The 25,495-nt window shown below is 71.8% G+C and carries 19 protein-coding genes; 11 read left to right on the top strand and 8 right to left on the bottom strand.

All coding sequences use genetic code 11. The annotated features are described in order from the left end of the window. Positions 1-6 precede the first annotated feature (6 nt). From kdpA to JIW86_RS32985, 4 genes are all read left to right on the top strand, one after another. Positions 7-1,701 carry a potassium-transporting ATPase subunit KdpA gene (kdpA, locus tag JIW86_RS33000; RefSeq protein WP_257557516.1) on the top strand — a complete coding sequence of 565 codons (1,695 nt, stop codon included), beginning with the start codon at positions 7-9 and terminating at the stop codon, positions 1,699-1,701. Beyond that, complete coding sequence (gene kdpB / locus JIW86_RS32995; protein WP_257557515.1) at positions 1,698-3,803, top strand: potassium-transporting ATPase subunit KdpB; 2,106 nt, start codon at positions 1,698-1,700, stop codon at positions 3,801-3,803. The genes kdpA and kdpB overlap by 4 nt, the downstream gene beginning before the upstream one ends. Positions 3,804-3,824: 21 nt before the next feature. Beyond that, a complete protein-coding gene (locus JIW86_RS32990) occupies positions 3,825-4,559 on the top strand; it encodes a potassium-transporting ATPase subunit C (RefSeq protein ID WP_257557514.1) in 735 nt (244 codons plus the stop codon). A 76-nt stretch (positions 4,560-4,635) separates the two neighbouring features. After that, positions 4,636-5,325, top strand: coding sequence for a response regulator (locus JIW86_RS32985; RefSeq protein ID WP_257557513.1), 690 nt, complete (start codon positions 4,636-4,638; stop codon positions 5,323-5,325). Positions 5,326-5,377: 52 nt separating this feature from the next. Here JIW86_RS32985 and JIW86_RS32980 read toward each other — a convergent pair whose 3' ends face one another. The 4 genes from JIW86_RS32980 to JIW86_RS32965 are packed head-to-tail and all read right to left on the bottom strand — an operon-like array spanning position 5,378 to position 8,985. Beyond that, positions 5,378-6,046: an HAD family hydrolase gene (locus tag JIW86_RS32980; RefSeq protein ID WP_257557511.1), complete on the bottom strand. Its 669-nt coding sequence runs from the start codon at positions 6,044-6,046 to the stop codon at positions 5,378-5,380. Positions 6,047-6,088: 42 nt separating this feature from the next. Continuing rightward, a complete protein-coding gene (locus tag JIW86_RS32975) occupies positions 6,089-7,489 on the bottom strand; it encodes an NADP-dependent succinic semialdehyde dehydrogenase (RefSeq protein ID WP_257557509.1) in 1,401 nt (466 codons plus the stop codon). 12 nt (positions 7,490-7,501) lie between these two features. After that, the gene (locus tag JIW86_RS32970; RefSeq protein WP_215149611.1) at positions 7,502-7,741 is read right to left on the bottom strand and encodes a hypothetical protein; all 240 of its coding nucleotides are present in this window, start codon (positions 7,739-7,741) and stop codon (positions 7,502-7,504) included. Next, entirely contained in the window at positions 7,738-8,985 is a 1,248-nt protein-coding gene (locus tag JIW86_RS32965) for an MFS transporter (RefSeq protein WP_257557508.1), read from the bottom strand. Before JIW86_RS32965 ends, JIW86_RS32970 begins: the two co-directional genes overlap by 4 nt. A gap of 216 nt (positions 8,986-9,201) precedes the next feature. On the opposite strand from JIW86_RS32965, the gene JIW86_RS32960 reads away from it, so the two are divergent. Together JIW86_RS32960 and JIW86_RS32955 are read left to right on the top strand one after the other, a co-directional pair. Continuing rightward, positions 9,202-11,265 carry a discoidin domain-containing protein gene (locus JIW86_RS32960; protein ID WP_257557507.1) on the top strand — a complete coding sequence of 688 codons (2,064 nt, stop codon included), beginning with the start codon at positions 9,202-9,204 and terminating at the stop codon, positions 11,263-11,265. Positions 11,266-11,305: 40 nt separating this feature from the next. Beyond that, positions 11,306-11,917, top strand: coding sequence for a TetR/AcrR family transcriptional regulator (locus JIW86_RS32955; RefSeq protein ID WP_257557506.1), 612 nt, complete (start codon positions 11,306-11,308; stop codon positions 11,915-11,917). A gap of 19 nt (positions 11,918-11,936) precedes the next feature. Here the strand turns inward: JIW86_RS32955 and JIW86_RS32950 are convergent, their stop codons facing one another. Then, on the bottom strand, positions 11,937-14,366 hold the full coding sequence (locus tag JIW86_RS32950) for a SpoIIE family protein phosphatase (RefSeq protein WP_257557505.1): 2,430 nt from the start codon (positions 14,364-14,366) through the stop codon (positions 11,937-11,939). 258 nt (positions 14,367-14,624) lie between these two features. Between JIW86_RS32950 and JIW86_RS32945 the strand changes: the two genes are divergently transcribed. Beyond that, a complete protein-coding gene (locus tag JIW86_RS32945; protein WP_257557504.1) occupies positions 14,625-15,182 on the top strand; it encodes a type 1 glutamine amidotransferase domain-containing protein in 558 nt (185 codons plus the stop codon). An 82-nt stretch (positions 15,183-15,264) separates the two neighbouring features. On the opposite strand, the gene JIW86_RS32940 is transcribed toward JIW86_RS32945, so the two are convergent. Then, complete coding sequence (locus tag JIW86_RS32940; protein ID WP_257557503.1) at positions 15,265-16,908, bottom strand: FAD-dependent oxidoreductase; 1,644 nt, start codon at positions 16,906-16,908, stop codon at positions 15,265-15,267. A 150-nt stretch (positions 16,909-17,058) separates the two neighbouring features. Between JIW86_RS32940 and JIW86_RS32935 the strand changes: the two genes are divergently transcribed. Together JIW86_RS32935 and JIW86_RS32930 are read left to right on the top strand one after the other, a co-directional pair. Beyond that, positions 17,059-18,180, top strand: coding sequence for a SchA/CurD-like domain-containing protein (locus JIW86_RS32935; RefSeq protein WP_257557502.1), 1,122 nt, complete (start codon positions 17,059-17,061; stop codon positions 18,178-18,180). A gap of 13 nt (positions 18,181-18,193) precedes the next feature. Continuing rightward, a complete protein-coding gene (locus tag JIW86_RS32930; RefSeq protein ID WP_257557501.1) occupies positions 18,194-18,460 on the top strand; it encodes an acyl carrier protein in 267 nt (88 codons plus the stop codon). Between the two features lie 76 nt (positions 18,461-18,536). On the opposite strand, the gene JIW86_RS32925 is transcribed toward JIW86_RS32930, so the two are convergent. Both JIW86_RS32925 and JIW86_RS32920 read right to left on the bottom strand, forming a co-directional pair. Next, positions 18,537-19,637 (bottom strand): methyltransferase, encoded by a 1,101-nt coding sequence (locus JIW86_RS32925; protein WP_257557500.1) that lies wholly within the window; start codon positions 19,635-19,637, stop codon positions 18,537-18,539. Between the two features lie 35 nt (positions 19,638-19,672). Next, positions 19,673-20,740 (bottom strand): right-handed parallel beta-helix repeat-containing protein, encoded by a 1,068-nt coding sequence (locus JIW86_RS32920; RefSeq protein ID WP_257557498.1) that lies wholly within the window; start codon positions 20,738-20,740, stop codon positions 19,673-19,675. A gap of 317 nt (positions 20,741-21,057) precedes the next feature. Between JIW86_RS32920 and JIW86_RS32915 the strand changes: the two genes are divergently transcribed. Together JIW86_RS32915 and JIW86_RS32910 are read left to right on the top strand one after the other, a co-directional pair. Beyond that, positions 21,058-21,420: a hypothetical protein gene (locus tag JIW86_RS32915; RefSeq protein ID WP_215143591.1), complete on the top strand. Its 363-nt coding sequence runs from the start codon at positions 21,058-21,060 to the stop codon at positions 21,418-21,420. A 139-nt stretch (positions 21,421-21,559) separates the two neighbouring features. Then, positions 21,560-25,387 (top strand): helix-turn-helix domain-containing protein, encoded by a 3,828-nt coding sequence (locus JIW86_RS32910; RefSeq protein ID WP_263862076.1) that lies wholly within the window; start codon positions 21,560-21,562, stop codon positions 25,385-25,387. Positions 25,388-25,495 lie beyond the last annotated feature (108 nt).

The raw sequence follows: 25,495 nt of genomic DNA, 5'->3' as shown, positions 1-25,495 counted from the left end.
ACTGATATGAGCCCCGTAACCGCTGGCGTGCTCCAGCTGCTCGCGCTGATCGCCGCGCTCGCGCTGGCCTACCGTCCGCTGGGCGACTACATGGCCCGCGTCTACTCCTCCGAGAAGCACTACAAGCCGGAGAAGTGGATCTACAAGGCCATCGGCGCCAACCCGTCGGCCGAGATGCGCTGGCCCGCCTACCTGCGCGCCGTCCTGGCCTTCTCCGCCGTGAGCGTCCTGTTCCTCTACGTCCTGCAGCGCCTCCAGGGCAGCCTGCCCGGCTCCCTCGGCTTCGTGTCGATCGACCCCGACCAGGCCTTCAACACCGCCGCCTCCTTCGTCGCCAACACCAACTGGCAGTCCTACGCCGGCGAGCAGGCCATGGGCCACGTCGTGCAGACCGGCGGTCTCGCGGTGCAGAACTTCGTCTCCGCCGCCGTCGGCATGGCCGTCGCGGTGGCCCTCGTACGGGGCTTCGCACTCCCCCGAGCTCTTCGAGCAGGGGGGACCCCCACCCGTACCGGTGAGCTCGGCAACTTCTGGTCCGACCTGGTCCGCGGCACCGTCCGCATCCTGCTGCCCATCGCGGTGATCGGCGCGATCGTCCTGGTCGCCTGCGGGGTCGTCCAGAACTTCGCCGGCATCCACGAGGTCGGCCAGTTCCTCGGAGGCACCCAGCAGTGGAACGGCGGGGCCGTCGCCTCGCAGGAGGTCATCAAGGAGCTCGGTACGAACGGCGGCGGCTACTTCAACGCCAACTCCGCCCACCCCTTCGAGAACCCGACGCCCTTCTCGAACCTGTTCGAGATCTTCCTGATCCTGGTCATCCCGCTCGCGCTGACCCGCACCTTCGGCCGCATGGTCGGAAACCTGCGCCAGGGCTACGCGATCCTCGCCACGATGGGCATCATCTGGATCGCCTTCACCGGCCTGATGATGTGGACCGAGTTCGCCCACCACGGCCCGGCACTCGAGCTGGCCGGCGGGGCGATGGAGGGCAAGGAGAACCGCTTCGGCATCGGCGCCTCGGCGATCTTCTCGGTCGCGACCACGCTCACCTCCACCGGCGCGGTCAACTCCTTCCACTCCTCCTACACGGGACTGGGCGGCGGCATCCAGCTGCTCGGCATGCAGCTCGGCGAGATCGCGCCCGGCGGTGTCGGCTCGGGCCTCTACGGCATGCTGATCATGGCGATCATCGCGGTGTTCATCGCCGGTCTGATGGTCGGCCGCACCCCCGAGTACCTCGGCAAGAAGATCGGCACCCGCGAGATCAAGCTGGCCGCCTGCTACATCCTCATCACCCCGGCCCTGGTGCTCTGCTTCACTGCCGCCGCGATGGCCCTGCCCACCCCGGCCAACTCCATGGCCAACACCGGCGCGCACGGCTTCTCGGAGATCCTCTACGCCTACACCTCCGGCGCCAACAACAACGGCTCCGCCTTCGCGGGCCTGAACGCCGACACCCAGTGGTTCAACAGCACCATCGGCATCGCGATGCTGCTGGGCCGCTTCCTGCCCATGGTGTTCGTGCTGGCGCTGGCGGGCTCGCTCGCCGAGCAGAAGCCGGTCCCCGCCACGGCAGGCACCCTGCGCACCGACAAGCCGCTCTACGCGGGCCTGCTCGTCGGCACGATCCTCATCATCACCGGTCTGACCTACTTCCCGGCCCTGGCGCTGGGTCCGCTCGCCGAAGGGCTCGCATCATGAGCACCGCCACACCCACCAGGGCTCCGCACCAGGACGTGCCCACCGGCCACGAGCCGGCCTCCGGACGCGTGGGCGGCGGCCTCTTCGACCCGAAGCAGCTGCTGAAGTCCTTCCCGGACGCGGTCCGCAAGCTCGACCCCCGGACCATGATCAAGTCGCCGGTCATGTTCGTGGTCCTGATCGGCTCGGCCGTGACGACCGCACTGGCGCTGAAGGACCCGACGGACTGGTTCGGCTGGGCCATCACCGCCTGGCTGTGGCTGACCACGATCTTCGCCAACCTCGCGGAAGCCGTCGCGGAGGGCCGCGGCAAGGCCCAGGCCGACACCCTGCGCAAGGCCAAGACCGACTCCGTCGCCCGCCGCCTGACCGAGGACGGCACCGGCGAGGAGCAAGTGCCCGGCACGGATCTGCGGATCGGCGACCTCGTCGTGTGCGAGGCCGGGGACGTCATCCCCGGCGACGGTGACGTCGTCGACGGCGTCGCCTCCGTCGACGAGTCCGCCATCACCGGGGAGTCCGCCCCGGTCATCCGCGAGTCCGGCGGCGACCGGTCCGCGGTCACCGGCGGTACGAAGGTGCTCTCCGACCGGATCGTCGTCAAGATCACGACGAAGCCGGGCGAGACCTTCATCGACCGCATGATCGCCCTCGTCGAGGGCGCCGCCCGGCAGAAGACGCCCAACGAGATCGCGCTCAACATTCTGCTGGCGTCGCTCACGATCGTCTTCCTGCTGGCCGTGGTCACCCTTCAGCCGTTCGCGATCTACGCGGGCGCCGAGCAGTCGATGATCGTGCTCACGGCCCTGCTGGTCTGCCTGATCCCGACCACGATCGGCGCACTGCTCTCCGCCATCGGCATCGCGGGCATGGACCGCCTGGTCCAGCGCAACGTCCTGGCCATGTCGGGCCGCGCCGTCGAAGCAGCGGGTGACGTCTCGACCCTGCTCCTCGACAAGACCGGCACCATCACCCTCGGCAACCGCCAGGCCTCCGAGTTCGTCCCGGTCGAGGGCACGACCGAGGCCGAGCTCGCGGACGCCGCGCAGCTGTCGTCCCTCGCGGACGAGACCCCCGAGGGCCGTTCCATCGTCGTCCTGGCGAAGGAGAAGTACGGGCTGCGCGAACGCCACCAGGGGGAGCTCGGCCACGCCGGCTGGGTCCCCTTCACCGCTCAGACCCGTATGTCGGGCGTGGACGTGGACGGCACGAAGACCCGTAAGGGCGCTGCCGGTTCGGTCATCACCTGGGTCGGCGAGCAGGGCGGTCAGGTCTCCGAAGACGCGGATCTCCTCGCCAACCGCATCTCCGAGGCCGGCGGCACCCCGCTCCTCGTCGCCGTCCAGGACGAGAAGGGCGCCCGTGTCCTCGGTGTCATCCACCTCAAGGACGTCGTCAAGGAGGGCATGCGCGAGCGGTTCGACGAGCTGCGCCGCATGGGCATCAAGACCGTCATGATCACGGGTGACAACCCGCTCACCGCCAAGGCCATCGCCGAGGAAGCGGGGGTCGACGACTTCCTCGCGGAAGCCACCCCCGAGGACAAGATGGCCCTCATCAAGCGGGAGCAGGCGGGCGGCAAGCTCGTCGCAATGACCGGCGACGGCACCAATGACGCCCCGGCCCTCGCGCAGGCGGACGTCGGTGTCGCGATGAACACCGGTACCTCGGCCGCCAAGGAGGCCGGGAACATGGTGGACCTGGACTCCAACCCCACCAAGCTCATCGAGATCGTCGAGATCGGCAAGCAGCTCCTGATCACCCGGGGCGCGCTGACGACCTTCTCCATCGCCAACGACGTCGCGAAGTACTTCGCGATCATCCCCGCCATGTTCGCGGTGGTCTACCCCGGCCTGGACAAGCTCAACATCATGGGCCTGGCCTCCCCCGAGTCGGCGATCCTCTCCGCCGTCGTCTTCAACGCGCTCATCATCATCGCGCTGGTCCCGCTCGCCCTCAAGGGCGTCCGGTACCGGCCCACCAGCGCCGACAAGATGCTCCGCCGCAACCTCGGCCTCTACGGCCTGGGCGGCCTCATCGCCCCCTTCATCGGCATCAAGCTCATCGACATGCTCATCTCCCTCATCCCCGGGCTCGCCTGAATTAGGAACGTGCTGACTCCCATGAACAACTCTGTAGGAAACACAGCGCGGTTGATCGGGGCCGGCCTGCGAGCCCTGCTCGTCCTGACCGTGATCTGCGGGGTCCTCTACCCCCTTGCCGTCACCGGCATCGCCCAGGCCCTGTTCAACGACAAGGCCAACGGCTCCGAGATCAAGGACAAGAGCGGCCGGGTCGTCGGCTCCTCCCTCATCGGGCAGACCTACAACCTGCCCGAGCAGGCCCCTTCTGATTCGACTGCGGGCGACGACCCGGAAGAAGCCGCGAAGCCGGACCTCAAGTGGTTCCAGCCGCGCCCGTCCAACGGCCTCGGCTCCAACAGCGTCAACACGCAGTACTCGCTGCTCCTCTCCGGCGCCACCAACCGCTCCGCCGACAACGGCGCCGTGGGCGGCCAGTGCACCGAGGACGCCGGGGAAGGCACCCTCTGCGCCCAGGTCGCCGCCGCCAAGGAAGCGGTCATCGCGGACAACTCCACCGCCTCCTACCAGGTCAAGCCCGAGGACGTACCGGCCGACGCCGTCGCCTCCTCCGGCTCGGGCCTGGACCCGGACATCTCCCCCGCCTACGCCGAGCTGCAGATCCACCGGGTCGCCGAACAGAACGCGCTCGACGTCAAGCGGGTCGAGAAGCTCGTCGCCGACCACACCACCGGCCGCACCCTCGGCTTCATGGGCGAACCCCGCGTCAACGTCCTCGAACTCAACACCGCGCTCAAGGCACTGACCGAGAGCTGATGTTCCGGGCGGGTGCGGAGCCGGCCGGGCGCCGGCTCCGCACCCTGCCCCACAAGGGAAGGAAGGGTGCCCACCGATGACCCGGGTGCTGGTCGTGGAAGACGACCCTCAGCTCGTCCGCGCCCTGAAGATCAACCTCCAGGCGCGCAAGTTCGACGTCGAGGAAGCGTCCGACGGCGGCTCCGCCCTCCGGCTCGCGGCCGCCCGTAATCCGGACGTCATCGTCCTGGATCTGGGGCTGCCCGACATGGACGGCATCGAGGTGATCAAGGGGGTCCGGGGCTGGAGCCGCGTCCCCATCCTGGTGCTCTCCGCCCGTCACACCTCGGCCGAGAAGATCCGCGCACTGGACGCGGGCGCGGACGACTACGTGACGAAACCGTTCAGCATGGACGAGCTCCTCGCCCGCCTGCGCGCGGCCACCCGCCGCCAGGAGGCCCCGGGGGCATCCGCCGCCGACAAGGTGGCACAGGTGACGACCGACGAGTTCACCATCGATCTGGTGGCGAAGAAGGCGCGGCGGGGCGAGCGCACCGTACGGCTCACCCCGACCGAGTGGCACCTGCTGGAGATCCTCATCAGCCATCCGGGCCGCCTGATCACCCAGGGCCGGCTGCTGCTGGAGGTCTGGGGCCCCACGTATGGCGAGAACACCAACTACCTGCGCGTGTACATGGCCCAGCTGCGGCGCAAACTCGAAGCGGACCCCTCCCACCCCCGGTACCTGATCACCGAACCCGGCATGGGATACCGCTTCGAACCGTGATCACCCGCCGTGATCACCCGCCGGGGCCGACCGACGCCCCGGCAGCCGCCGCTCAGGCGCCGACGTGCGCGAACGGGCTGCTTCCGAGGTGGGCGAGGAGATCGGCCGGGTGACGGTAGACGGCCCGGGCCCCGGCCTCCTCGAGATCGTGCCGTGGGATGCCGCCGCAGAGCAGCCCCACGCAGGAGACCCCGGCCCGGGTGCCGGCCTTCATGTCCCACACCGTGTCGCCGACGAGTACGGCGCCCCGCGCGGGCGCGTCCACGAGGCGGAGGGCGTGCCGCACCGGGTCGGGTGCCGGCTTGCCCTCGCTCACGTCGTCGGAGGTCGCCGTCGCGGCGATGGCGTCGTCGGCTCCGATGGCCCGTCGGAGCGCCTCCAGCTCGCTGTCCTTCGCGGAGGTCACCAGCACCACCCGCCAGCCACGGCCGTCCAGCGCGCGCAGGAGCTCGTCCGCCGAGTCCAGGCGGGGCAGCCGGTCGAAGTAGGTGCCGTAGAGGGTGTCGTGCGCGGCACTGACCGCCTCGTCCGCGCTCACGTCACGGTCCTCGCCGAGCAGGTGCGCGAGCAGGTCCTCGCCCGGCAGACCGATCGCCCGGTGGATGTCGTGCATCGCGACGTCGTGGCCGGCCTGCCGCAGCGCCTCCCACCAGCACGTGACGTGCAGGTGATTGGTGTCGGCGAGGGTTCCGTCGACGTCGAACAGCGCGGCGCGGTTCATGCCGGGCGCCTGCCCGCCCCACGGCGCCGCACTCCTGCGGGCTCAGTCCTCGTCCGCCGCCTGCCAGACCGTGGTGATGTTGCAGAACTCCCGGATTCCGTGGCCGGACAGCTCGCGCCCGTACCCGGACCGCTTGACGCCGCCGAAGGGCAGGGCGGGATGCGAGGCGGTCATGCCGTTGACGAAGACGCCGCCCGCCTCCAGGTCGCGCGCGGCCTGCTCGACGTCCTCCTCGCTGCGGGTCCAGAGGTTGGAGCTGAGCCCGAAGGGGGTGTTGTTGGCCCGCTCGACGGCCTCGTCCAGGCTCCCCACCCGGTAGAGGGTGGCGACGGGCCCGAACGCCTCCTCCTGGTCGATGCGCATGGCGGGGGTGAGGCCGGTCAGCACCGTCGGTTCGTAGAACCAGCCGTTCGGGAACCGGGGCGGGCGCCGGCCGCCGCACAGGACCGTCGCGCCGTGCCCCACGGCGTCGTCCACCAGCTGCTCCAGGTCGCCCCGGCCGGTCTCGGTGGCCAGCGGGCCGACGTCGGTGGACGCCTCCATCGGATCACCCACCGTGAGCGCCCGCATCCCGGCCGTGAAGCGCTCGGCGAACTCGTCGTGGACGTCGGTGTGGACGATGAAGCGCTTGGCGGCGATGCAGGACTGCCCGTTGTTCTGCACGCGGGCGGTCACCGCGGTGCGGGCGGCCCGGTCGATGTCGGCCGAGGGCATCACGACGAACGGGTCGCTGCCGCCGAGCTCCATGACCGTCTTCTTGACCTCGTCCCCGGCGACGGACGCGACCGCGCGCCCGGCGGGCTCGCTGCCCGTCAGGGTGGCCGCGGCCACCCTCGGGTCGCGCAGCACGCCCTCCACGGCCGCCGCGCCGATGAGCAGGGTCTGGAAGCAGCCGCGGGGGAACCCGGCGCGGTGGAAGAGCTCGCCGAGGTAGAGCGCGGTCTGGGGGACGTTCGAGGCGTGCTTGAGCAGGCCCACGTTGCCGGCCATGAGGGCGGGCGCGGCGAACCGTACGACCTGCCACAGGGGGAAGTTCCACGGCATGACGGCGAGGATCACCCCGAGGGGCCGGTAGGCCACCCGGACGGCCGCCGCTCCGGCGTCGCGCACGTCGGTGGCGTCGGGGTGCTCGTCGGCGAGGAGGGACTCGGCCCGGGCGGCGTACCAGCGCATGGCCTTCGCGCATTTGGCGGCCTCGGCGCGGGCCGCCGCCAGCGGCTTGCCCATCTCCGTGGTCATGGTCCGCGCGATGTCGTCCGTCTCCGCCTCCAGGAGCGCGGCCGCCCTGGTCAGGAGCTCGCCGCGCTCCGCGAAGGAGGTGTGACGGTACGTGGCCGCCGCCGCGGCGGCGGCCGCGAGGAACCGTTCGATGCCCGGTGCGTCGAGCGGGTCGAAGGTACGCAGGGTCTGTCCGGTCGTGGGGTTCACGGTGGCGATGGGCATGGTGGGACCTTCCTACGAGGCCGCGTCGTCGCACGCGGCGCACATCAGGTCCGCGTGCTGCGGGGGGTACCACGTGGCGCCGGGATCCGCCGACGGCGTCCACGGGGCCGTTTCCATGGCGAACGTGTCCCTGCCGCAGAAGGTCCTCGGCCCGGGGACCGAGGTCGTTCCCGGGGCGGCAGGCGCGGCGTGCACGCGCCGGACGGACAGGTCCGGCTGATCGACCTCGTAGACCACGACGATCCCGCTCATACCTCGACGGTAGGCGGCTCCGGGGCGACGCGCCCGCCGTCCGGCGCCGGCGTCGGCGCCGGCGCCGGCCAGTACGCCGCCCTGTCCCCCGCCGGCAGCAGTACGGCCGCCAGGACCGGGAAGACGGCCGCCAGGGCGAACACCAGGGGGTAGCCCTGTCCGGCGATCAGCGCACCGGCCAGCGGCGGGACGAGGACCACCGCGGCGTGCTGGCCCATCCCGTGCACCCCCAGGGCGCGGCCCGCCCAGTCGGGACCGGCGTACTCGGCGACCGCGGTGTTGTGCAGTCCGTTGGTGCTGACCGTCAGGCCCGAGGCCAGCAGCAGGGCCGCCGTGCCGACCGCGGAGTCCCATGCGGCTCCGGCGGCCAGCAGGACCAGGTCGGCCGTGGTGGCCAGGGCGAGCAGCCGCATCGGGCGGATCCGGCTCGCCACCGTGTCGGACCACCAGCCGGCGAGCAGCCGTACCCCCGCGCCGGCCAGGTTGGCGACGGCCAGCACCCCGCCGGCGGTGGCGGCGGACCAGCCGCGCACCTCGGTCAGGAAGATCAGGGCGAATCCCGTCACCACGAACTGCGGCACGCACAGCACCGCGGCGGCACCGTGCAGCCGCCACAGGTAGCCGCCCTTGTACGGCGCCGGGGTAGCCGGTACACCCGCCGCTCGCCGGGGGCGCGGCGGATCGACGGCACACAGGGCGATCGCGGCGCCCGCGGCCCCGCACAGCGCGGCGCAGAATCCGAAGGCCGCGGAGAGGCCGAAGTGGTGGGCGAGCGGTGGCAGGGCGGCCGCGGCCACCGCGGTGCCCAGCGGCTGGGAGGCCTGCCGGACCCCCATCGCGATGCCCCGGCGGTCGGGCGGGAACCAGCCGATGACCAGCCGCCCCGAGGCCGAGTTGACGGAGGAGCCCGCGGCGCCGACCAGGATCAGCAGCGCCCCCAGCGTCCACGTGCCGTGCACGGTCGCCGCCACGGCCGTCACCGCGGCGGCGATCAGCAGTCCGGCGGACAGCGCCAGCCGCTCCCCGTACCGGTCGGCGACCACCCCCCAGCCGATCAGTCCGAGCAGGATCCCGAAGATCGGGCAGGAGACGAGGAGACCGGCGCCGGCCAGCGAGAGCCCGAGTTCCCGCTGGAACGCGGGGACCAGGTAGGCCAGGCCGTAGAGCGCCGTGGTGCTGGCGGCCTGGCCGCTCGTGCCCAGGGCGAGCATCAGCCAACTGCGGGGTATCCGCTGCTCGTTCATGCCGTCACCCTAACCACACAGCCGGAATGTGAGACGAATTGTTTTGAATGCTGAGACATTGTTCCCCATCCCGTTCCGGGCGCCGCATTCTGACGAATCATCAGGTCAACTGTCCCGGACTCTTGACTCTGTGAGCAGCAGTAGCGATCGTTTCGTCCACACCTTGCGCGGGCCATGACAATTCAGGGCCCCGTTCACCGACCGAAGACGTGAGTGATGACGATGACTGGACACCCGTACCACCGGCATCGGCCCCTCGCGGTGCTCTCGTTGCTCCTCGCCGTGGTGGCCATGGTGCTCGGCCCCGCGGCGAGCTCCTCGGCCGACCCTGGCTGGTGGAACCCGGTCGCGCGGCCCGCGCCCGACTCCGAGATCAACGTCACGGGCGAGCCCTTCAAGGGGACCGACGCCCAGGGCCGGGTCCGCGGCTTCGTCGACGCGCACGACCACCTGATGTCCAACGAGGGCTTCGGCGGCCGGCTCATCTGCGGCAAGCCGTTCTCCGAGCAGGGGATCGCCGACGCGCTCAAGGACTGTCCCGAGCACTACCCCGACGGCTCCCTCGCGATCTTCGACTTCATCACCAAGGGCGGCGACGGCAAGCACGACCCGAACGGCTGGCCGACCTTCAAGGACTGGCCCGCGCACGACTCGCTGACCCACCAGCAGAACTACTACGCCTGGGTCGAACGGGCCTGGCGCGGCGGCCAGCGGGTCCTCGTCAACGACCTCGTGACCAACGGCGTGATCTGCTCGGTCTACTTCTTCAAGGACCGCGGCTGCGACGAGATGACCGCCATCCGCCTCGAGGCGCAGAAGACGTACGACATGCAGGCCTACATCGACAAGATGTACGGCGGCCAGGGCAAGGGCTGGTTCCGGATCGTCACCGACTCCGCGCAGGCCCGCGAGGTCATCAAGCAGGGCAAGCTCGCCGTGGTGCTCGGCGTCGAGACCTCCGAACCGTTCGGCTGCAAGCAGATCCTCGACATCGCCCAGTGCAGCAAGCAGGACATCGACCGCGGCCTGGACGAGCTGTACCAGCTGGGCGTGCGCAGCATGTTCCTGTGCCACAAGTTCGACAACGCCCTGTGCGGGGTCCGCTTCGACCAGGGCGCCCTCGGCACGGCGATCAACGTGGGCCAGTTCCTGTCGACGGGCACCTTCTGGCAGACCGAGAAGTGCCGGGGCCCGCAGCACGACAACCCCATCGGCCTCGCGGCGGCGCCCTCGGCTGAGAAGCAGCTCCCGCAGGGTGTGGCGGTCCCGGCGTACGCGGCGGACGCGCAGTGCAACACCCGCGGCCTGACCGAGCTCGGCGACTACGCGGTGCGCGGCATGATGAAACGCAAGATGATGCTGGAGATCGACCACATGGGCGTGAAGGCCGCGGGCCAGGCCTTCGACATCCTGGAGTCCGAGTCCTACCCCGGCGTGATCTCCTCGCACAGCTGGATGGACATGGACTGGACCGAGCGGCTGTACCGCCTGGGCGGCTTCATCGGCCAGTACATGGGCGGCGCCGAGGGGTTCAGCGCGGAGGCCAAGCGCACGGACGCCCTGCGCGACAAGTACAACGTCGGCTACGGCTACGGAACCGACATGAACGGCGTCGGCGGCTGGCCCGGCCCCCGCGGCGCCGACACCCCGAACCCGGTGCGCTACCCCTTCCGCAGCACCGACGGCGGCTCCGTCATCGACAAGCAGACCACCGGCGTGCGGACGTGGGACCTCAACACCGACGGCGCCGCGCACTACGGCCTGGTCCCCGACTGGATCGAGGACATCCGGATCGTCGGCGGCCAGGGCGTGGTGGACGACCTGTTCAAGGGCGCCGAGTCGTACCTGACCACCTGGGGCGGCTCCGAGAAGCACAAGGCGGGCGTGAACCTCGCCTCGGGCGCCCCCGCCGCGGCCTCCTCCTCCGAGTGGAACCCGTTCACGAGCTACGCGCCGGACCGGGCGGTGGACGGCAGTACGGGCACCCGCTGGGCCAGCGACTGGAGCGACGACCAGTGGCTGCGGATCGACCTCGGGACGCCGAGCCTGGTCAAGCGCGTCACCCTCGACTGGGAGCGCGCGTACGGGAAGTCGTACCGCATCGAGCTGTCGGCCGACGGCACGAACTGGCAGTCCGTGTGGTCCACGACCACCGGCGACGGCGGCCTGGACACGGCGCAGTTCGCCGGCACCCCGGCCCGCTACGTCCGCGTCCACGGCGTCCAGCGCGGCACCCAGTGGGGCTACTCCCTGCACGAGGTGGGTGTGTACAGCAGCTGACGCCCAGGGGGTTCCCTGGGCGCGACCGAAGGGAACCCCCATGGCACGTATGCCGTCGGCCGAGCGGCGCCGGCAGCTGACGGAGGCCGCGATCCGCGCGATGACCCGGGACGGCGTCGCCAGGACGACGACCCGGTCCATCGCCGCGGAGGCGGGCGTGTCACTGAGCGTCTTCCACTACTGCTTCGAGTCCAAGCAGGCCCTGCTGGAGTCGGTCATCGCCACGATCACCGATCACTACATCGCGGTGGTGAAGGAGGCGATCCAGCCGAAGTCCACCCTCAGGGAGACCGTCCGGGCCGGCTTCCAGGCGTACTGGGACCACGTCGCCGCCCACCCCGGCGAGCACATGCTCACGTACGAGCTCACCCAGTACGCCCTGCGTCAGCCCGGCTTCGAGCACCTGGCCCGGCGGCAGTACGAGCTGTACGCCGACACCTACACCGAACTCCTCGAGCAGCTCCGCCCGAGCATGGGCTTCGACCCTCGGGTGCCCGTCCCCGCGCTGGCCCGCTACCTGGCGGCCATGACCGACGGGCTGACCCTGAGCCTCCTCGTACTGGGCCACGACGCGGCCTCGGCGGACGTCCTCGACACGATCACCGACCACGTGGCCGGCCTCGTCGGCGAAACGGAGACCCGCACCGTCTAAAGACGGAGACCCGTACCGTCTAGTCGGGGACGTGGATGTCCAGGGCGCAGATGTCGTCCCGGTGACCCTGGCGCCGCGCGGCCAGCGTTCGGGCGAGCATTTCGTCCCGGCCGTCCTCCAGCAGCCGCCGGGCGGTCTCGGCGAGCCGGGCGAGCCCCAGGTCGATGTCCTCCCCCGGCTCCTCTACCAGCCCGTCGGTGTAGAGCACCAGATGGTCCCCGGGCTGCAGGTCGAGACTGTCCTGTTCGTAGACGGAGTCGAAGGTGGCCCCGAGCAGACTGCCGGCGGGCAGCGGAAGGAAACTCGCCGCACCGTCCCGGATCAGCAGGGGCGGCAGGTGCCCGGCCCGTACCCACGTCAGCCGGCGGTCCCAGGGCCGGTAGATGCCCATGATCACGGTGGCGGTGGCGGTGGCCCCGTGGTTGTCCGAAGCGGTGTGCAGGAGAAGGGTGTTGAGCCTGCTCAGCACATCGGGCAGCGCCGAGCCCGTGACGGTCATGCCCTTGGTGGTGAACCGCAGCTGGGCCATGGTCGCGACGGCGTCGAGGCCGTGACCGGCGACGTCCCCGACGACGAAGAGCGCGCTCTTGTCGGGGAGTTCGATGGCGCTGTACCAGTCACCTCCGACGTTGACCCCGCTCTCGGAGGGTACGTAGGCGACGTCGATGCACAGCCCGGCCAGCTCCAGGGACTGCTCGGGGATGGGCAGCAGCGCGTCCTGCAGCCGGGCGGCGAGGGCGCGTTCGGCCTGGAGCATGCCCCGCTCCACGAGGACGGCGCGCTCGCTCTCGCGCAGGGCGAGTTCGGCGTCCCGCTGCGCGGTGAGGTCCTGGAAGAAGCCGTGCACCTCGACCGGGGCGCCGTCCACGTCCTTCTGCGCCTCCGCGACGATCCGCAGGTGCCGTACGCCGTCCGCGGTGGTGATGCGGAAGGGCTGGTCGATGGCGGCCCCCTCGCCCAGCAGCCGCTCGAGGGCCGCGGCCAGCACCGGCAGATCCTCGGGAACGAGGTGCCGGGGCACTTCCTCCAGCGGCATGGGGCCCAGCGCGGGGTCGCGGCCGAAGATCGTGTAGACCTGCTCGGACCAGGTGACGCTGTGCGTCACCAGGTTCCAGCCGGCCCAGCCGAGGTTGCCCAGCCGCTGCATGTCCTCCAGTCGGCGGGTCTCGCGTTCATGGGAGTCGTGGCGGACCCAGGTCACGATCAGCCGGTCCCCCAGGCGCGTGGCCCGGACCGAGTAGCTGGACTCCCGGGGAACTCCGGCGCTGACCTCCTCGTAGACGAAGGGCGGGCCCTCGTAGGCCGTTCCCGTGGTCAGCGTGTCCAGGTATCCCTCCCACAGGGCCGTTGCCGCCACGGTGGGGTAGGTCTCCAGGAGGTGCCGTCCGACGAGCTCCTTGCCCCGCCTCCCGGCCACGTCGACCGATTCCGGCGCCGCCGCGTCGATCCGGTAGTCCTGCACCTCCCCCGTCTCCGAGCGCAGCGGGGTCAGCAGGATCGCGGTTCCGGACATCGCGTCCAGGATCCGCTGGACGGCCTCCACCTCGCCCCGCGTGCCGGGGCCGGCGGAGCGCCCGGTGAAGCGCAGGGAGTCCGCGCACAGCCGGACGGCGCGGCGCAGCAGGGTCCGGGTGCCGGCGTCGAAGGGGTCCTGCCGGGTACGGAAGAATCCGACGGCGGCGGTCACCGGCCGGTCGCCGGGGACCGGGAGCCAGGCACGCGTCGGCCACCGCTCGGGCGGGTCCCCGATGAGGTGGTAGCGGATGGCGTCCCGCGCGGGATCCTCGAGCCACAGCGGCTGCCCGCCGCCGATGGCCTCCAGGGCGGCCACGCCGCTCAGCGGCGGAACGTGCCGCCACTGTTCGGCCAGGTCGTCCCCGATGCCGCAGTGCCCGGCCAGCCTCAGGCTCCCGGCGGGCGCCACCGCGTAGATCATCACGCCGTCCACGCCCGCGGCGTCGCCCAGTACGGTCCGCAGCAGGCCGGCGACCTCGTCCGGGTTGCGTGCTCCGGCCAGGCCGTCGGCCAGCCGGGCCAGGATCGGACGGAGTCCGCCGCTCCGGCCGGTGACGAGGTGGCGACCGGTACTGAAGGCCGACAGCGCCTCCTGTGCGGGCGGACCGGCCTGCGCGGGGGGCTGCGGGGGTGACACCTCGCGTGAGCGGACCTGACCCAGAGTGATCCAGCACTCCTCCAGGAGCGTCCGCCCCCGCCGCGAGGCCCGCCGGAGCAGCGTCTCGTACGCCTCCTCCGCGGACGCGCCGTCGCGGGCCATCAGCACGCCCGTGGCCCGCTCGACGACGGCCGTGGTCGAAGCGGCCCCCTCCAGGGCCATGACCTCCGCGCGCAGCTTGGCCACGACCCTGGCCAGTGCGAGCACCTCCGGTGCGGGTGCGAGCCCGGCCCGGTCACCGTCGGCTTCGCCGGGGAGCGCGGAATCGCTCGTCATCCTTAGAGCATGTCACGGGGTGGGGATGGGCCGCTCCGTGGCGGGCAGGGGCAGGAGGTACGACGGAGAGGTGACCCTCATGGAACGAACGACGGAACCGGAACCGGAGGGCCCCGGGCCCACGCCCGAGGGGCCGGATCCGATGCCCCGCGAGCCCGGTCGGGACCCTGGTCCGGAGCCCCGCGGACCCGACCCGGCTCCGAGCGAGCCGGCTCCCGGAGAACCGTCCGAACCCCCCGACTGAAGGAGGTGAGCCTGGTGCGCATCGCCTTTCTCATGGCGCCCGAAGGCGTCGAGGAGATCGAACTGACCGAGCCGTGGAAGGCCGTGCTCGCAGCGGGCTGGAATCCCCAGCTGGTCTCCACGAAGCCCGGCCGAGTACGTGCCTACCATCATCTCGAGAAGGCGGGGACCTTCCCCGTCGACCACGTCCTCGCCGGCGACACGGCGGACGCGTACGACGCCCTGGTGCTCCCCGGCGGGCTCGCCAACCCGGACGCCCTGCGCAGGAACGAGCGGGCCGTCGGATTCACCCGGAGCTTCTTCGAGGCCGGCAAGCCCGTCGCCGCGATCTGCCACGCCCCCTGGACCCTGGTGGAGGCCGACGTCGTACGGGGCCGCACGCTGACCTCGTGGCCGAGTTTGGCGACCGACATCCGCAACGCGGGCGGCACCTGGGTGGACGAGCCGGTGCACGTCTGCCGCGAGGCCCCGGCCACACTGGTCACCAGCCGCAAACCGGCCGACCTGGAGGCGTTCTGCACCGCGTTCGTCGACGAGTTCGCCGCCCGCCGGCCGGCCCGAACGTCCGGGTGAGCCGCCCGGACGTCGGCCCCCCGCTCCGCCGGGGGCGGTGCGGGGGGCCTGGGTGCGGACCGGGGGTGCGGGTCAGGACAGGTCAGGTCAGGTACAGAAGTGCGCCCAGGACCTCGTGGAGGACGGCTTCCGGGTCGGCCACGGCTTCCGCCGTACGCCAGGCCACGAAGCCGTCCGGGCGGATGACGACCGCCCCGGTTTTCGTCGTGCCGTGGACCTCGGCCCAGTCGGCGCCCTCCTCCGTGGCCAGGTCGGCCTCCGGACTGGTGCCGATCGCGTACGCGTCCAGGCTCACGCCCAACTGCGCGGCGGCGGACCGCGCCGCCGCCCGCCAGGGGGTGCCCTCGGAGCTGAGCAGCACGAAGGACCGCTCGTAGAGGTCCACCGTGGACGTCCGCCCGCCGGGCCCCCGCAGCCACATGTGCGGCGCGCGCGTGCCCGGCTCGCCGTTCAGCCGCATCCGTTCGGGCACGACGGGCAGTTCCGGATCGGTGCCCAGGACGGCGCCCAGGTTGTAGCGGTAGCCCATGGCGACGGAGAGGACCCCGCCCGCCCGGCCGCCGCCGGCCGGGGCGCGGGCGGGCTCCTCGGGCTCGTATCCCGGGTGGCTGTGTTCCGCCGAGCGGGCCGAGGCACGCTCGCTCGTCGCCCTGGCGACGGGCAGCCGCTCGACCTCGTAGGTGTGCAGCAGTCGCGGTCCCGCCGAGCCGTTCAGCACGGCGGCGAGCTTCCAGGCGAGGTTGTGCGCGTCCTGGATGCCGGTGTTCGAGCCGAACGCCCCGGTGGGGGACATCTCGTGGGCGGAGTCACCGGCGAGGAAGACCCGTCCGGTCCCGTACCGTTCGGCGACGCGCTCGGCGGCGTGCCACGGGGCCTTTCCGGTGATCTCGACGTCCAGGTCGGGCGCGCCGACGGCCCGCCGGATGTGTTCCGCGCAGCGCTCGTCGGTGAAGTCGTCCATCGTCTCGCCCCGGTCGGGGTGCCACGGCGCGTGGAAGACCCACCGCTCGCGGTTGTCGACGGGGAGCAGGGCCCCGTCCGCGCCGGGCTTGGTCAGATAGCACACGATGAAGCGCCGGTCGCCGACCACCTCCGCGAGCCCACGGGACCGGAAGGTGATGCTCACGTTGTGGAACAGGTCGCCGTGGCCGGTCTGGCCGATGCCGAGCTGCTCCCGGACGGGGCTGCGCGGCCCGTCCGCGGCGACGAGGTAGTCGGCGCGCACGGTGCTGTGCTCCCCGGTGTCCCGGTTCTTCACGATCGCGGTCACACCGGTGTCGTCGGGATCGAAGGAGAGGAGTTCGGTGGAGAACCGCAGGTCCGCGCCGAGCTCGGGGGCCACGGACATCAGCACCGGCTCGATGTCGTTCTGGCTGCACAGGCACCACGCCGCCGGGCTGAACCGGGCGAGCGCGCCCCCGGGGTCGATCTCCTCGAACAGCCACTCCATGTCGTCGCCGGTCAGTGAGCCGCCCTGCATGATTCCGTGATTGTCCGCCAGGACCGAGGCGGCCTCACGGATCCGGTCCTCCACTCCGGCTACACGGAACAACTCCATGGTCCGTACGTTGATTCCGCGTCCGCGCGGGTGCATCGAGGTACCCGCATGCTTCTCGACGAGCATGTGCCTGATGCCGTGCCGCCCCAGGAAAAGTGAGGTGCACAGGCCCACCAGCGAGCCGCCCACGATGAGGACAGGGACGCGGTGGTCGACGTTTTCCTTCATGGCTTCTTCCATGCCCTGTACGAGGGGCGTTCCCTCGCCCGTTCACCCGCTTGGTTCTCCCCTCTCGCGCCGATGGCACTACCGGACCACGATCGATTCGGGTGGCGCCGCCCCGTGGCGACCGCGCGATATGTCGAAGGAGTGTGAACGATGACGACCTTGTCGGAACGGATATCCCAGTCCGCCTTCGACGGCGCGAGGCTTCGGGTCGTACTGCTGCTGGACCTGTACGACGGGGCTCAGGATCAGTTCCTCGAGGTTTACGAGCACATGCGTCGGCAGGTGTCGTCCGTTCCCGGACACATCAGCGACGAGTTGTGCCAGTCGATCGAGAACCCCTCGCAGTGGCTCATCACCAGCGAATGGGAGAGCGCCCCGCGCTTCCTGGCCTGGCTGAACAGCGAGGAGCACGTCGCGACGGTCCAGCCGCTGCACGGCTGCGTACGCGACACCCGTTCGCTGCGGTTCAGCGTGCTGCGGGAGACCGGCAAGGCCCCCGCCCCCGGCAGGAACCCGGCGCCCGCACCGGTCTCCTCCGCTCCCCGTCGCGGGGACGGCGTCGTGCGCCACGCCCTCACCTTCACGGTGAAGCCGGGCAGCGAGTCCGTCGTCGCGGAACTGCTGGCCGGGTACACCTCCCCGCAAGCCCGGGTGGACGAGAAGACCAGGCTGCGCCGCACCACCCTCTTCATGCACGGCAACCGGGTCGTCCGGGCCGTCGAGGTGGAGGGCGACCTCCTGGTGGCCTTGCGCCATGTGGCCGAGCAGCCCGAGGTCAGGGCGCTGGAAGCAGCCCTCAATCCGTACCTCGAGCAGGACCGGGACCTCAGCGACCCCGGTTCCGCCCGGATGTTCTTCACCCGGGCGGCGCTCCCCGCGGTGCACCACGTGGCGTCCGGCGGGCCCGATCCCGACGGCGTCCGGCGGCACGCGCTGTTCTATCCCGCCAAGGACGGGTGCGGCATGGCGCTCGCGCGGCTGCTGGCCGGGCAGGACGAGGCCGCCGTGGGCGACTCGGCGAGCCCCATCGTGAGCAGCACCGTCTTCCAGCGCGACGACTTCGTCGTCCGGCTCCTCGACCTGCACGGCAAGCTCGACGCCCGGCCCGCTCTGGCCCTGGGTGTCGAGGGCAGCCACAAGGCGGCCGTGCTGGCCAGGCTGGTCGACAGCGCCAAGGACGGCGTCCCCACGACCGACGAGGAGATCTCCCGCTTCCTGCAGCGCTCCGAAATGCGTCTGATCACCGACCGGTACCCGCCGGCGCACGACTGAGGAGAGGTCCGTCATGACCGCTGGACTGATGCGACTGACGATGGAGGATCTGGCCGCGCTGATGCACAACGGCGCGGGTGTCACCGTCGACCCCGCGGCCATGGCCGCCCGGCCCGACGCGGACTTCGAGGAGTGGGGGCTCGATTCGCTGGGGCTGCTCGGCATCGTCGGGGAGCTGGAGAACCGCAGCGGCCGGCCCCTGCCCCCCGACGCGGACAAGTGCAAGTCGCCGCGGGAGTTCCTGGATCTCGTCAACAGCACGCTCATGACCGACGCTTGACGCGGTCAGAAGCGCCCGGGCCCCCGAGACCGGCTCCGTGCCGGTCTCGGGGTTTTGTGGCGCCCGGCCGCCGTTCTCACCCGGGGACGGTGCACTCGAATGCGTGCAGGTACGCGTTGACCGGGCGGATCTCGCCGACCACCAGGCCGGCGTCCGTCATGCGGGTGACCAGGCTGCTCTTGGTGTGCTTCGCGCCGCCCACGTTGAGCAGCAGCATCAGGTCCATGGCGGTGGTGAACCTCATGGACGGGGTGTCGTCCACCAGGTTCTCGATGATGACGACCCTGGCGCCGGGGCGGGCCGCCTCCATCACGTTCCGCAGGGTCCTGCGGGTGCTGTCGTCGTCCCACTCCAGGATGTTCTTGATGATGTACAGGTCGGCGGCGACCGGGATGGAGTGGCGGCAGTCGCCGGGAACGATGTCGGTACGCCCGGCGAGCGGTCCGCCGTCGCGCAGCCGGCGATCGGCCTTCGCCACGACACCCGGCAGGTCGAGCAGGACTCCCCGTAGGGCCGGGTGCTTCTCCAGCAGGCTCGCCAGCACGTGCCCCTGGCCGCCGCCGATGTCCGCGACCACCGAGACTCCGGTGAGGTCGAGGAGTTCCGCGACGTCCAGGGCCGACTGCGTGCTGGAGGCGGTCATGGCCTGGTTGAACACGTGGGCGGATTCGTGCGCGTCCTGGTGCAGGTAGTCGAAGAACCCCTTGCCGTACAGGTCGTGGAACACGCTGCCGCCGGAACGCACCGCCTCGTCGAGCCGCGGCCAGGCCTGCCAGGTCCAGGGCTCCGTGCACCACAGGGAGATGTAGCGCAGGCTGTGCGGATCGTCCTCGCGCAGCAGCCGTGACATCTCGGTGTGGACGAACCTGCCGTCCGGGGTCTCCGCGAAGATCCCGTAGCAGGAGAGGGCGCGGAGCAGCCGGTGCAGCGGCTGCTCCGCCGCGTTCACCTCGGCCGCGAGTTCCTCCGCGGTGGCGGGTGACTCCCCGAGGGCGTCGGCGACGCCGAGGCGGGCGGCCGCCCGTACGGCGGCGGCGATCGCCGCGCCGAAGACGAGCTCGCGCAGCCGCATCGCCGACTGGGGGGCGGCCATGTCGGCGGATGCGACGGTGACGGCGGGGCCGGGCGTGGGAGCGGTGACGGCGGTGGGGGTGGGGGTGGGACTTACCGTGGTCATACGGCCTCGATTCTCCTGATGAGGGGGAACACCGGTCAGCACATCCCCGCGGGCTGGGAGCTGTCGCACCGGTTGCCGAGGAACTTGTTGCCGGTTCCCGTCCCCTGGTTGGCCAGGTCCGCCGGCTTGTTGCCCCTCACCTCGTTGTCCTTGATGACGTTGTCGGTGTTCGTGGCGCCCACGAAGCTCTTGAAGAGCAGGATTCCGCCGGACAGCGGCGAGGCGCCCACGTTGCCGCGGATCGAGTTCGAACGTACGCGCGTCTCTTCGGCGCCGGTGAGGACGATGCCGACGCCCTGGATGTCGGGGAGGCGGGTGTTGCCGCGGCAGAACTTGTTGTTCTCGTGGATCCGGTTGCCGCGGATGGTCATGTCGCCGGCGCCCGGCTCGCCCTCGTCGCCCACGACGAAGATCCCGCCGCAGTTCCCGGTGAGGACGTTCTCGTTGACGGAGAGGTTCCGGACCCGCCTGACCGTGACTCCGATCCGGTTCCCGGTCAGCGTGTTGTTGCGCACGACGGCGCCGAGGGTGTCGGTGGCCCCGCCCTCGCGGTCGATGGTGTTGGCGACGAAGATGCCGGACTCCGCGTTGTCGCGGGCGATGTTGTTCCGGAACGCACCCCGGGTGGACCTCTCCTGGGCGATGCCCCAGGTGCCGTTCTTCTCGGCGGTCACCTGCTCGACGGTCATCCGGTCGGTGCGGGAGGCCCAGATGCCGCTCTTCCTGAAGCCCGTCAGCGTCAGCGAGCGGATGCTCACCCGGTTGACGGTCTTCTCCGCGGCTCCTATGACGCAGATGCCGTTGCCGGTCTGTGCGCAGGGGTTCTCGGCGCGCGCGGGCGCGGGCGCGGCCGGCGGCGTGATCACGGTGGTCGGCCCCGAACCCCGCAGGGTCAGGGACTTCGTGATGTGCACGCTCTCGTGGTAGGTGCCGGGGAGCACGATGATGGTGTCTCCCGGCCGTGCGGCGTCCACCGCTTCCTGGATCGATTCTCCCGGATGCACCGTGCGTCGGGCCGCGGCGGCCGAAGGCGCTGCCACGCCGAGGCCTGTGGCCATGACGACTGAGATGCATGCGAGGACCGTGAGCTGTCGGTTCGTCACGATGCCGAAGTTATGGGCGATCAGGGCCGCTCGCCACACCGGGTAAGCGGATGGATACCTCCCGCTGGCAAACGGCCTCATTTTCAGGTCCGGACGGGTGGCCGCCCGCGCGTCGCCTTGGCGGCCCCCGGCCGGGCCCGGGAGCCCGTCTTCCCGGCCGCCCCGACCGGCGTGTTGACCTCCCGTCCGCGACCCGGCTGGTCGCCGGGGGTTTCCCCGGTCCGGCCGCGACGGGCAACGGGAAACCCGTCGACCCAGGGGCTCGGCGGCCACAGGCTGGAACCGTCCGCACCAGGCAAGACCCACGAGGGGAAATCATGCGCAAGATGATCCGCGGCGCCGCCGCGTTCGCGACCGCCGTCGCCGCCGTGCTCGCGCTCAGCGGTACGGTCGAGGCCAAGCCGGCCGACGCGTGGGCCGGATGCCCGGACGGGGCGGTCTGTATCTATCCCCAGAACCAGAACCCCGCCGTCAAGCCGACCCACATCTTCTACAAGTACGGGGCCCACAACCTCAGCAACCAGTACGGCAACCACTGGGTCCTGAACAACCAGTACGGCGGTGCGACCGCAAATCTGTGCACGGGATACAACGGGGCCGGCTGCGGCAACCCCATCGCCGCCAAGACCGGTGTCTACGCCGATCTGACGCCCGTCAACTCGGTGCGCCTCAACCCGTAGCGGCCTCGGGGGACAGCGTCCGGAGCCGCCGTCCGTCGGCTCCGGACGTTCCTGTTCTCGTCATACGAAACCGAAGATTTGGCCGTCCGTCCGACCCCCGCTGTAGCCTGGGAACCGCCATCTCGGTACCTGGGCGCGCATGGCCATGGGGGATGTTTTGGGGGATCCGGACCGCCGGCCGAACACCGATCACCAGCACGAATCCGAGGACATCGGCACCCTGCCGTTTCCCGCGCAGCTGAGACGTCTGCGGATGCAACGGGGCATGTCGCTGGCCGACCTGGCCCGCCGGACGCACTACAGCAAGGGCTACCTCAGCAAGATCGAGACGGGCTCGAAGCGCGCGACCGTGGATGTCGCCCGCCGCTGCGACGACGTGCTGCGGGCGGGCGGCGAACTGCTGCGGATGGTCCCTGAGACGGGACCGCCCGACCCCGACCCCGTCCCCGTCCCCGGGCCCGGCGGGCGGCCGGACGGCGGGGAGTGCCCGTACCGGGGTCTGCCGGCCTTCACCGCGCAGGACGCGGGATGGTACTTCGGCCGGGAGCGGGCCACGGCCGAGCTGGTCGAGCGGGTCTTCGAACGGATCGGGAGCGGGCCGCTGATGCTGGTCGCGCCCTCCGGCGCGGGCAAGTCCTCCCTGCTGAACGCCGGCCTCGTCCCGGCGCTCCGGCGCGGTGGCGGCTTCCCGATGCCGGGCGCCGACGCCTGGCCGGTGGTGCGGTTCACTCCCACCGCGCATCCGCTCGAGGAGCTGCTGGACTGCACCGCGAAGGTCCTGGGCAGCGATCTCGGCATCGGCGCACAGGAGTTGCGGGAGCGGCCGCTCGCGTTGCTCGAAGCCGTCCGCACACCGGCGGACACCGCCTCGGAAGCGACCGGGCCAGTGGACGGGGAGCCCCCGCCGGTCCGGCTCGTGCTGATCGTCGATCAGTTCGAGGAGCTGTTCACCCTCTGCTCCGACGAGGACGAGCGGCACGCCTTCGCCCGGGTGCTGTCGGCCGTGTCCACGTCCCGGCCGGCGGGGGACGGGCCCGACCCGGCCGTCGTGGTGCTCGGCGTACGGGCCGATTTCACCGGCAGCTGTCTGGACCTGCCGGAACTCGCCTCGGTCTTCGCGTCGGGGCTCTTCGTACTGCCCCCGATGTCCCTGGCGGAGCTCCGGGAATCGATCACCCGCCCGGCGGAGCTCGCCGGAGTCACCCTCGAACCGGGCCTGGTCCCCCTGCTGCTGCGCGACGCCGGTCTGCGCGAGGACACCCCCGGCCACACCCCCTCCGGCGCGCTGCCGCTGGTCTCCCACGCGCTGATGGCCACCTGGCAGCAGCGCAGCGGATCCACCCTCACGGTCGCCGGGTACGAGCGGACCGGTGGCATCCAGGGCGCGATCGGGCGGAGCGCCGAGACCGTCTTCGCCCGTCTGTACCCGGCCGAGCAGCGGACGATCCGCCGCGTCCTGGTGCGGCTGGTCCACGTCGCCGACGGCGCGGGGGCGACCCGCCGCCGGATGAGCCGCACCGCGCTGATGGAGCAGCTGGCCGACGCGGACCGGGCCGCTGCGGCGCTCGACACCTTCGTCCGGGCCCGGCTGGTCACCATGGACAGCGACACGGTCGAGATCACCCACGAGGCCCTGCTGCACGCCTGGCCGCGGCTGCGCGGCTGGATCCACGCCGACCGGGCCGGCCTGCTGATCCACCAGCAGCTGGCCCACGCCGCCGCCGAATGGGAGCGCGAGGGCCGCGATCCGTCGGCCCTCTACCGCGGGACCCGGCTGGAGAACGCCCGGTCGTGGGCCGAGGAGCTCGACGGCAGGAGCCGGCTCGGCCCGCTCGAGGAGGACTTCCTGCGGGCCAGCCAGGACGGGGAGGACGGCCGGGGGCGGCAGGCCCGGCGCCAGGTGCGCCTGCGGCAGCGGATGCTGGCCACGCTCGTGGTCCTGCTGGTGCTGGCCGTGGGCGCCGGCGGGCTGGCGTACGAGCAGCGTGCGGGCGCGCTCGGCCAGGAGCGCGTCGCCCGCTCGCGGGCGCTCGCCCTGCAGTCGGCCTCGCTGGCGGCGGGCCAGCCCGAGAGGTCGATGCGGCTGGCCGCGGAGGCCTACGGGACGGCGGCCACGATCGAGGCCCGCGGGGCGCTGCTGAGCACCCAGTCCCAGCCGTTCATCGCCCGGCTCGGCGGGCACGGCGGTCCCGTGAACGCGGTGGCCTTCGCCCCGGGGAACGGCGAGCTGGCGACGGCCAGTTCGGACGGCACGGTGACCCTGCGGCGGGTGGCCGACCGCCGCACGACGGCCTCCTTCACCCTGCCCGGGCGGGTACGCGCCGTCGCCTTCAGCCCCGACGGCCGCACCCTCGCGGCCACCTCCACGGACGGTCCGGCGCGGCTCTGGGACCTGACCGGCCACCGTACGGCCGCGGTCCTTTCGCCGGACACCACCGGCGCCCGGGCCGTGGCCTTCGCGCCCGACGGGCGGACCCTGGCCGTCGCGGGCGCCGACGGGACCGTCCAGGTGTGGGAGGCGACCGGGGAGCACCGGGCGGTGGCCTCGCTCGAAGGCCACGCGGGGAGGGTCAACGCCCTGGCGTACGCGCCGGACGGCCGCACGCTCGTGTCGGCCGGAGCCGACCGGACCGTACGGCTGTGGGATCCGGTGGGCGCCCGTCCGCTGGCCGTCCTGGCCGGGCACACGGACGAGGTGCTCGGGGCGGCGTTCGCACCGGACGGGCAGAGCGTCGCCACCGGGGGCGTCGACCGGACCGTACGGCTGTGGGACGTGGCCGGGCGCCGGACGACCGCGACGCTGACGGGACACAGCGACGACGTCAACGGCGTGGCGTTCACCCCGGACGGGACGACGGTCGTCAGCGCGGGCGGGGACGGTACGACCCGGCTGTGGGACGTGCGCGCGGGCCGGCTGACGGCGACGCTCGCCGGACACACCGACTACGTGCTCGGGGTGGCGGTGGACCCGGCAGGGGCGGTGCTGGCCACCGCCGGGTTCGACCAGTCGGTGGTGCTGTGGGACCTGCGCGGCCCGGTGCTGACCTCGCGTCCGTTCACCGAGGTCTGGCACGCCGCGTACAGCCCCGACGGGAAGTTGCTGGCCACCGCCGAAGCGGATCACGCGGTGCGCCTGTGGGACGTGGCGGGGCGCCGGGTGGTGGCCACGTTCGCGGGGCACACCGAGACCGTGTTCGCGGTGGCCTTCGCCCCCGACGGGCGGACGCTGGCCTCGGCGGGCTCCGACGGCACGATCCGGTTGTGGGACATCGCGGCGCGCGGGTCCGCCGCCACCCTCACCGGCCAGGGCGGCACCCTGTTCTCGGTGGCCTTCGCACCGGACGGGCGGACCCTGGCCTCGGCCGGTTCGGACGGCACGGTGCGGCTGTGGGACGTGGCGGAGCGCCGCCAGCTCGCCGTGCTCGCCGGGCACACGGACTTCGCCAACGACGTGGTGTTCAGCCCCGACGGGCGCACTCTGGCGAGCGCCGGCGACGATCTGACCGTACGGCTGTGGGACGTCTCCGCGCGCCTCCAACTGGCCGAACTCGGCGGCCATACGGGGGCGGTACGGGGCGTGGCCTTCAGCCCGGACGGCCGGACGCTCGCCAGCAGCGGCAACGACGGGACCGTACGGCTGTGGGACGCCCGCCGCCACCGCTTCGAGGCGGCGCTCACCGGCCACACCGGCTCCGTGCGGGGCATCGCCTTCTCCCCCGACGGGCGGACCCTCGCGAGCAGCGGCAACGACCGTACGGTGCGGCTGTGGGAGGTGGCCGGCCACCGTCCGGTGGCCGCGCTGTCCGGTCACACCAGCGCGGTGTGGGGGGTCTCCTTCTCCCCCGACGGGCGGACGGTGGCCAGCAGCAGCACCGACGGCACCGTACGGCTGTGGAGCGTGGACGTCGGGGCCCGGCTGGCGGAGATCTGCCGGCTCTCCCCCGGCCCGGCCTGTCCCCGTACCTGACGTGCGGGCGGCGAAGTGCCCCAGCTGGGAGGGGGTTTCCCGGGGTGTTTCCCGTTGCCCGTCGCAACGGGGCGGCGCCGGGGCCTCCCCGGGCGGGGCCCCGGCCAG

Source organism: Streptomyces sp. NBC_00162 (assembly GCF_024611995.1).
Classification (GTDB): domain Bacteria; phylum Actinomycetota; class Actinomycetes; order Streptomycetales; family Streptomycetaceae; genus Streptomyces.
The sequence above is the reverse complement of the archived record's forward strand: the minus strand, read 5'-3'. Positions and strand labels throughout refer to the sequence as shown.

What these genes read in the sequence shown, in the direction of transcription:
- JIW86_RS32925 (WP_257557500.1), bottom strand. Translation starts at nt 19,637, where the DNA reads ATGACCACGGTAAGTCCCACCCCCACCCCCACCGCCGTCACCGCTCCC.
- JIW86_RS32960 (WP_257557507.1), top strand. Translation starts at nt 9,202, where the DNA reads ATGACGATGACTGGACACCCGTACCACCGGCATCGGCCCCTCGCGGTG.
- JIW86_RS32965 (WP_257557508.1), bottom strand. Translation starts at nt 8,985, where the DNA reads ATGAACGAGCAGCGGATACCCCGCAGTTGGCTGATGCTCGCCCTGGGC.
- JIW86_RS32910 (WP_263862076.1), top strand. Translation starts at nt 21,560, where the DNA reads ATGGCCATGGGGGATGTTTTGGGGGATCCGGACCGCCGGCCGAACACC.
- JIW86_RS32970 (WP_215149611.1), bottom strand. Translation starts at nt 7,741, where the DNA reads ATGAGCGGGATCGTCGTGGTCTACGAGGTCGATCAGCCGGACCTGTCC.
- kdpB (WP_257557515.1), top strand. Translation starts at nt 1,698, where the DNA reads ATGAGCACCGCCACACCCACCAGGGCTCCGCACCAGGACGTGCCCACC.
- JIW86_RS32940 (WP_257557503.1), bottom strand. Translation starts at nt 16,908, where the DNA reads ATGAAGGAAAACGTCGACCACCGCGTCCCTGTCCTCATCGTGGGCGGC.
- JIW86_RS32915 (WP_215143591.1), top strand. Translation starts at nt 21,058, where the DNA reads ATGCGCAAGATGATCCGCGGCGCCGCCGCGTTCGCGACCGCCGTCGCC.
- JIW86_RS32955 (WP_257557506.1), top strand. Translation starts at nt 11,306, where the DNA reads ATGGCACGTATGCCGTCGGCCGAGCGGCGCCGGCAGCTGACGGAGGCC.
- JIW86_RS32950 (WP_257557505.1), bottom strand. Translation starts at nt 14,366, where the DNA reads ATGACGAGCGATTCCGCGCTCCCCGGCGAAGCCGACGGTGACCGGGCC.
- JIW86_RS32975 (WP_257557509.1), bottom strand. Translation starts at nt 7,489, where the DNA reads ATGCCCATCGCCACCGTGAACCCCACGACCGGACAGACCCTGCGTACC.
- kdpA (WP_257557516.1), top strand. Translation starts at nt 7, where the DNA reads ATGAGCCCCGTAACCGCTGGCGTGCTCCAGCTGCTCGCGCTGATCGCC.
- JIW86_RS32985 (WP_257557513.1), top strand. Translation starts at nt 4,636, where the DNA reads ATGACCCGGGTGCTGGTCGTGGAAGACGACCCTCAGCTCGTCCGCGCC.
- JIW86_RS32980 (WP_257557511.1), bottom strand. Translation starts at nt 6,046, where the DNA reads ATGAACCGCGCCGCGCTGTTCGACGTCGACGGAACCCTCGCCGACACC.
- JIW86_RS32930 (WP_257557501.1), top strand. Translation starts at nt 18,194, where the DNA reads ATGACCGCTGGACTGATGCGACTGACGATGGAGGATCTGGCCGCGCTG.
- JIW86_RS32935 (WP_257557502.1), top strand. Translation starts at nt 17,059, where the DNA reads ATGACGACCTTGTCGGAACGGATATCCCAGTCCGCCTTCGACGGCGCG.
- JIW86_RS32990 (WP_257557514.1), top strand. Translation starts at nt 3,825, where the DNA reads ATGAACAACTCTGTAGGAAACACAGCGCGGTTGATCGGGGCCGGCCTG.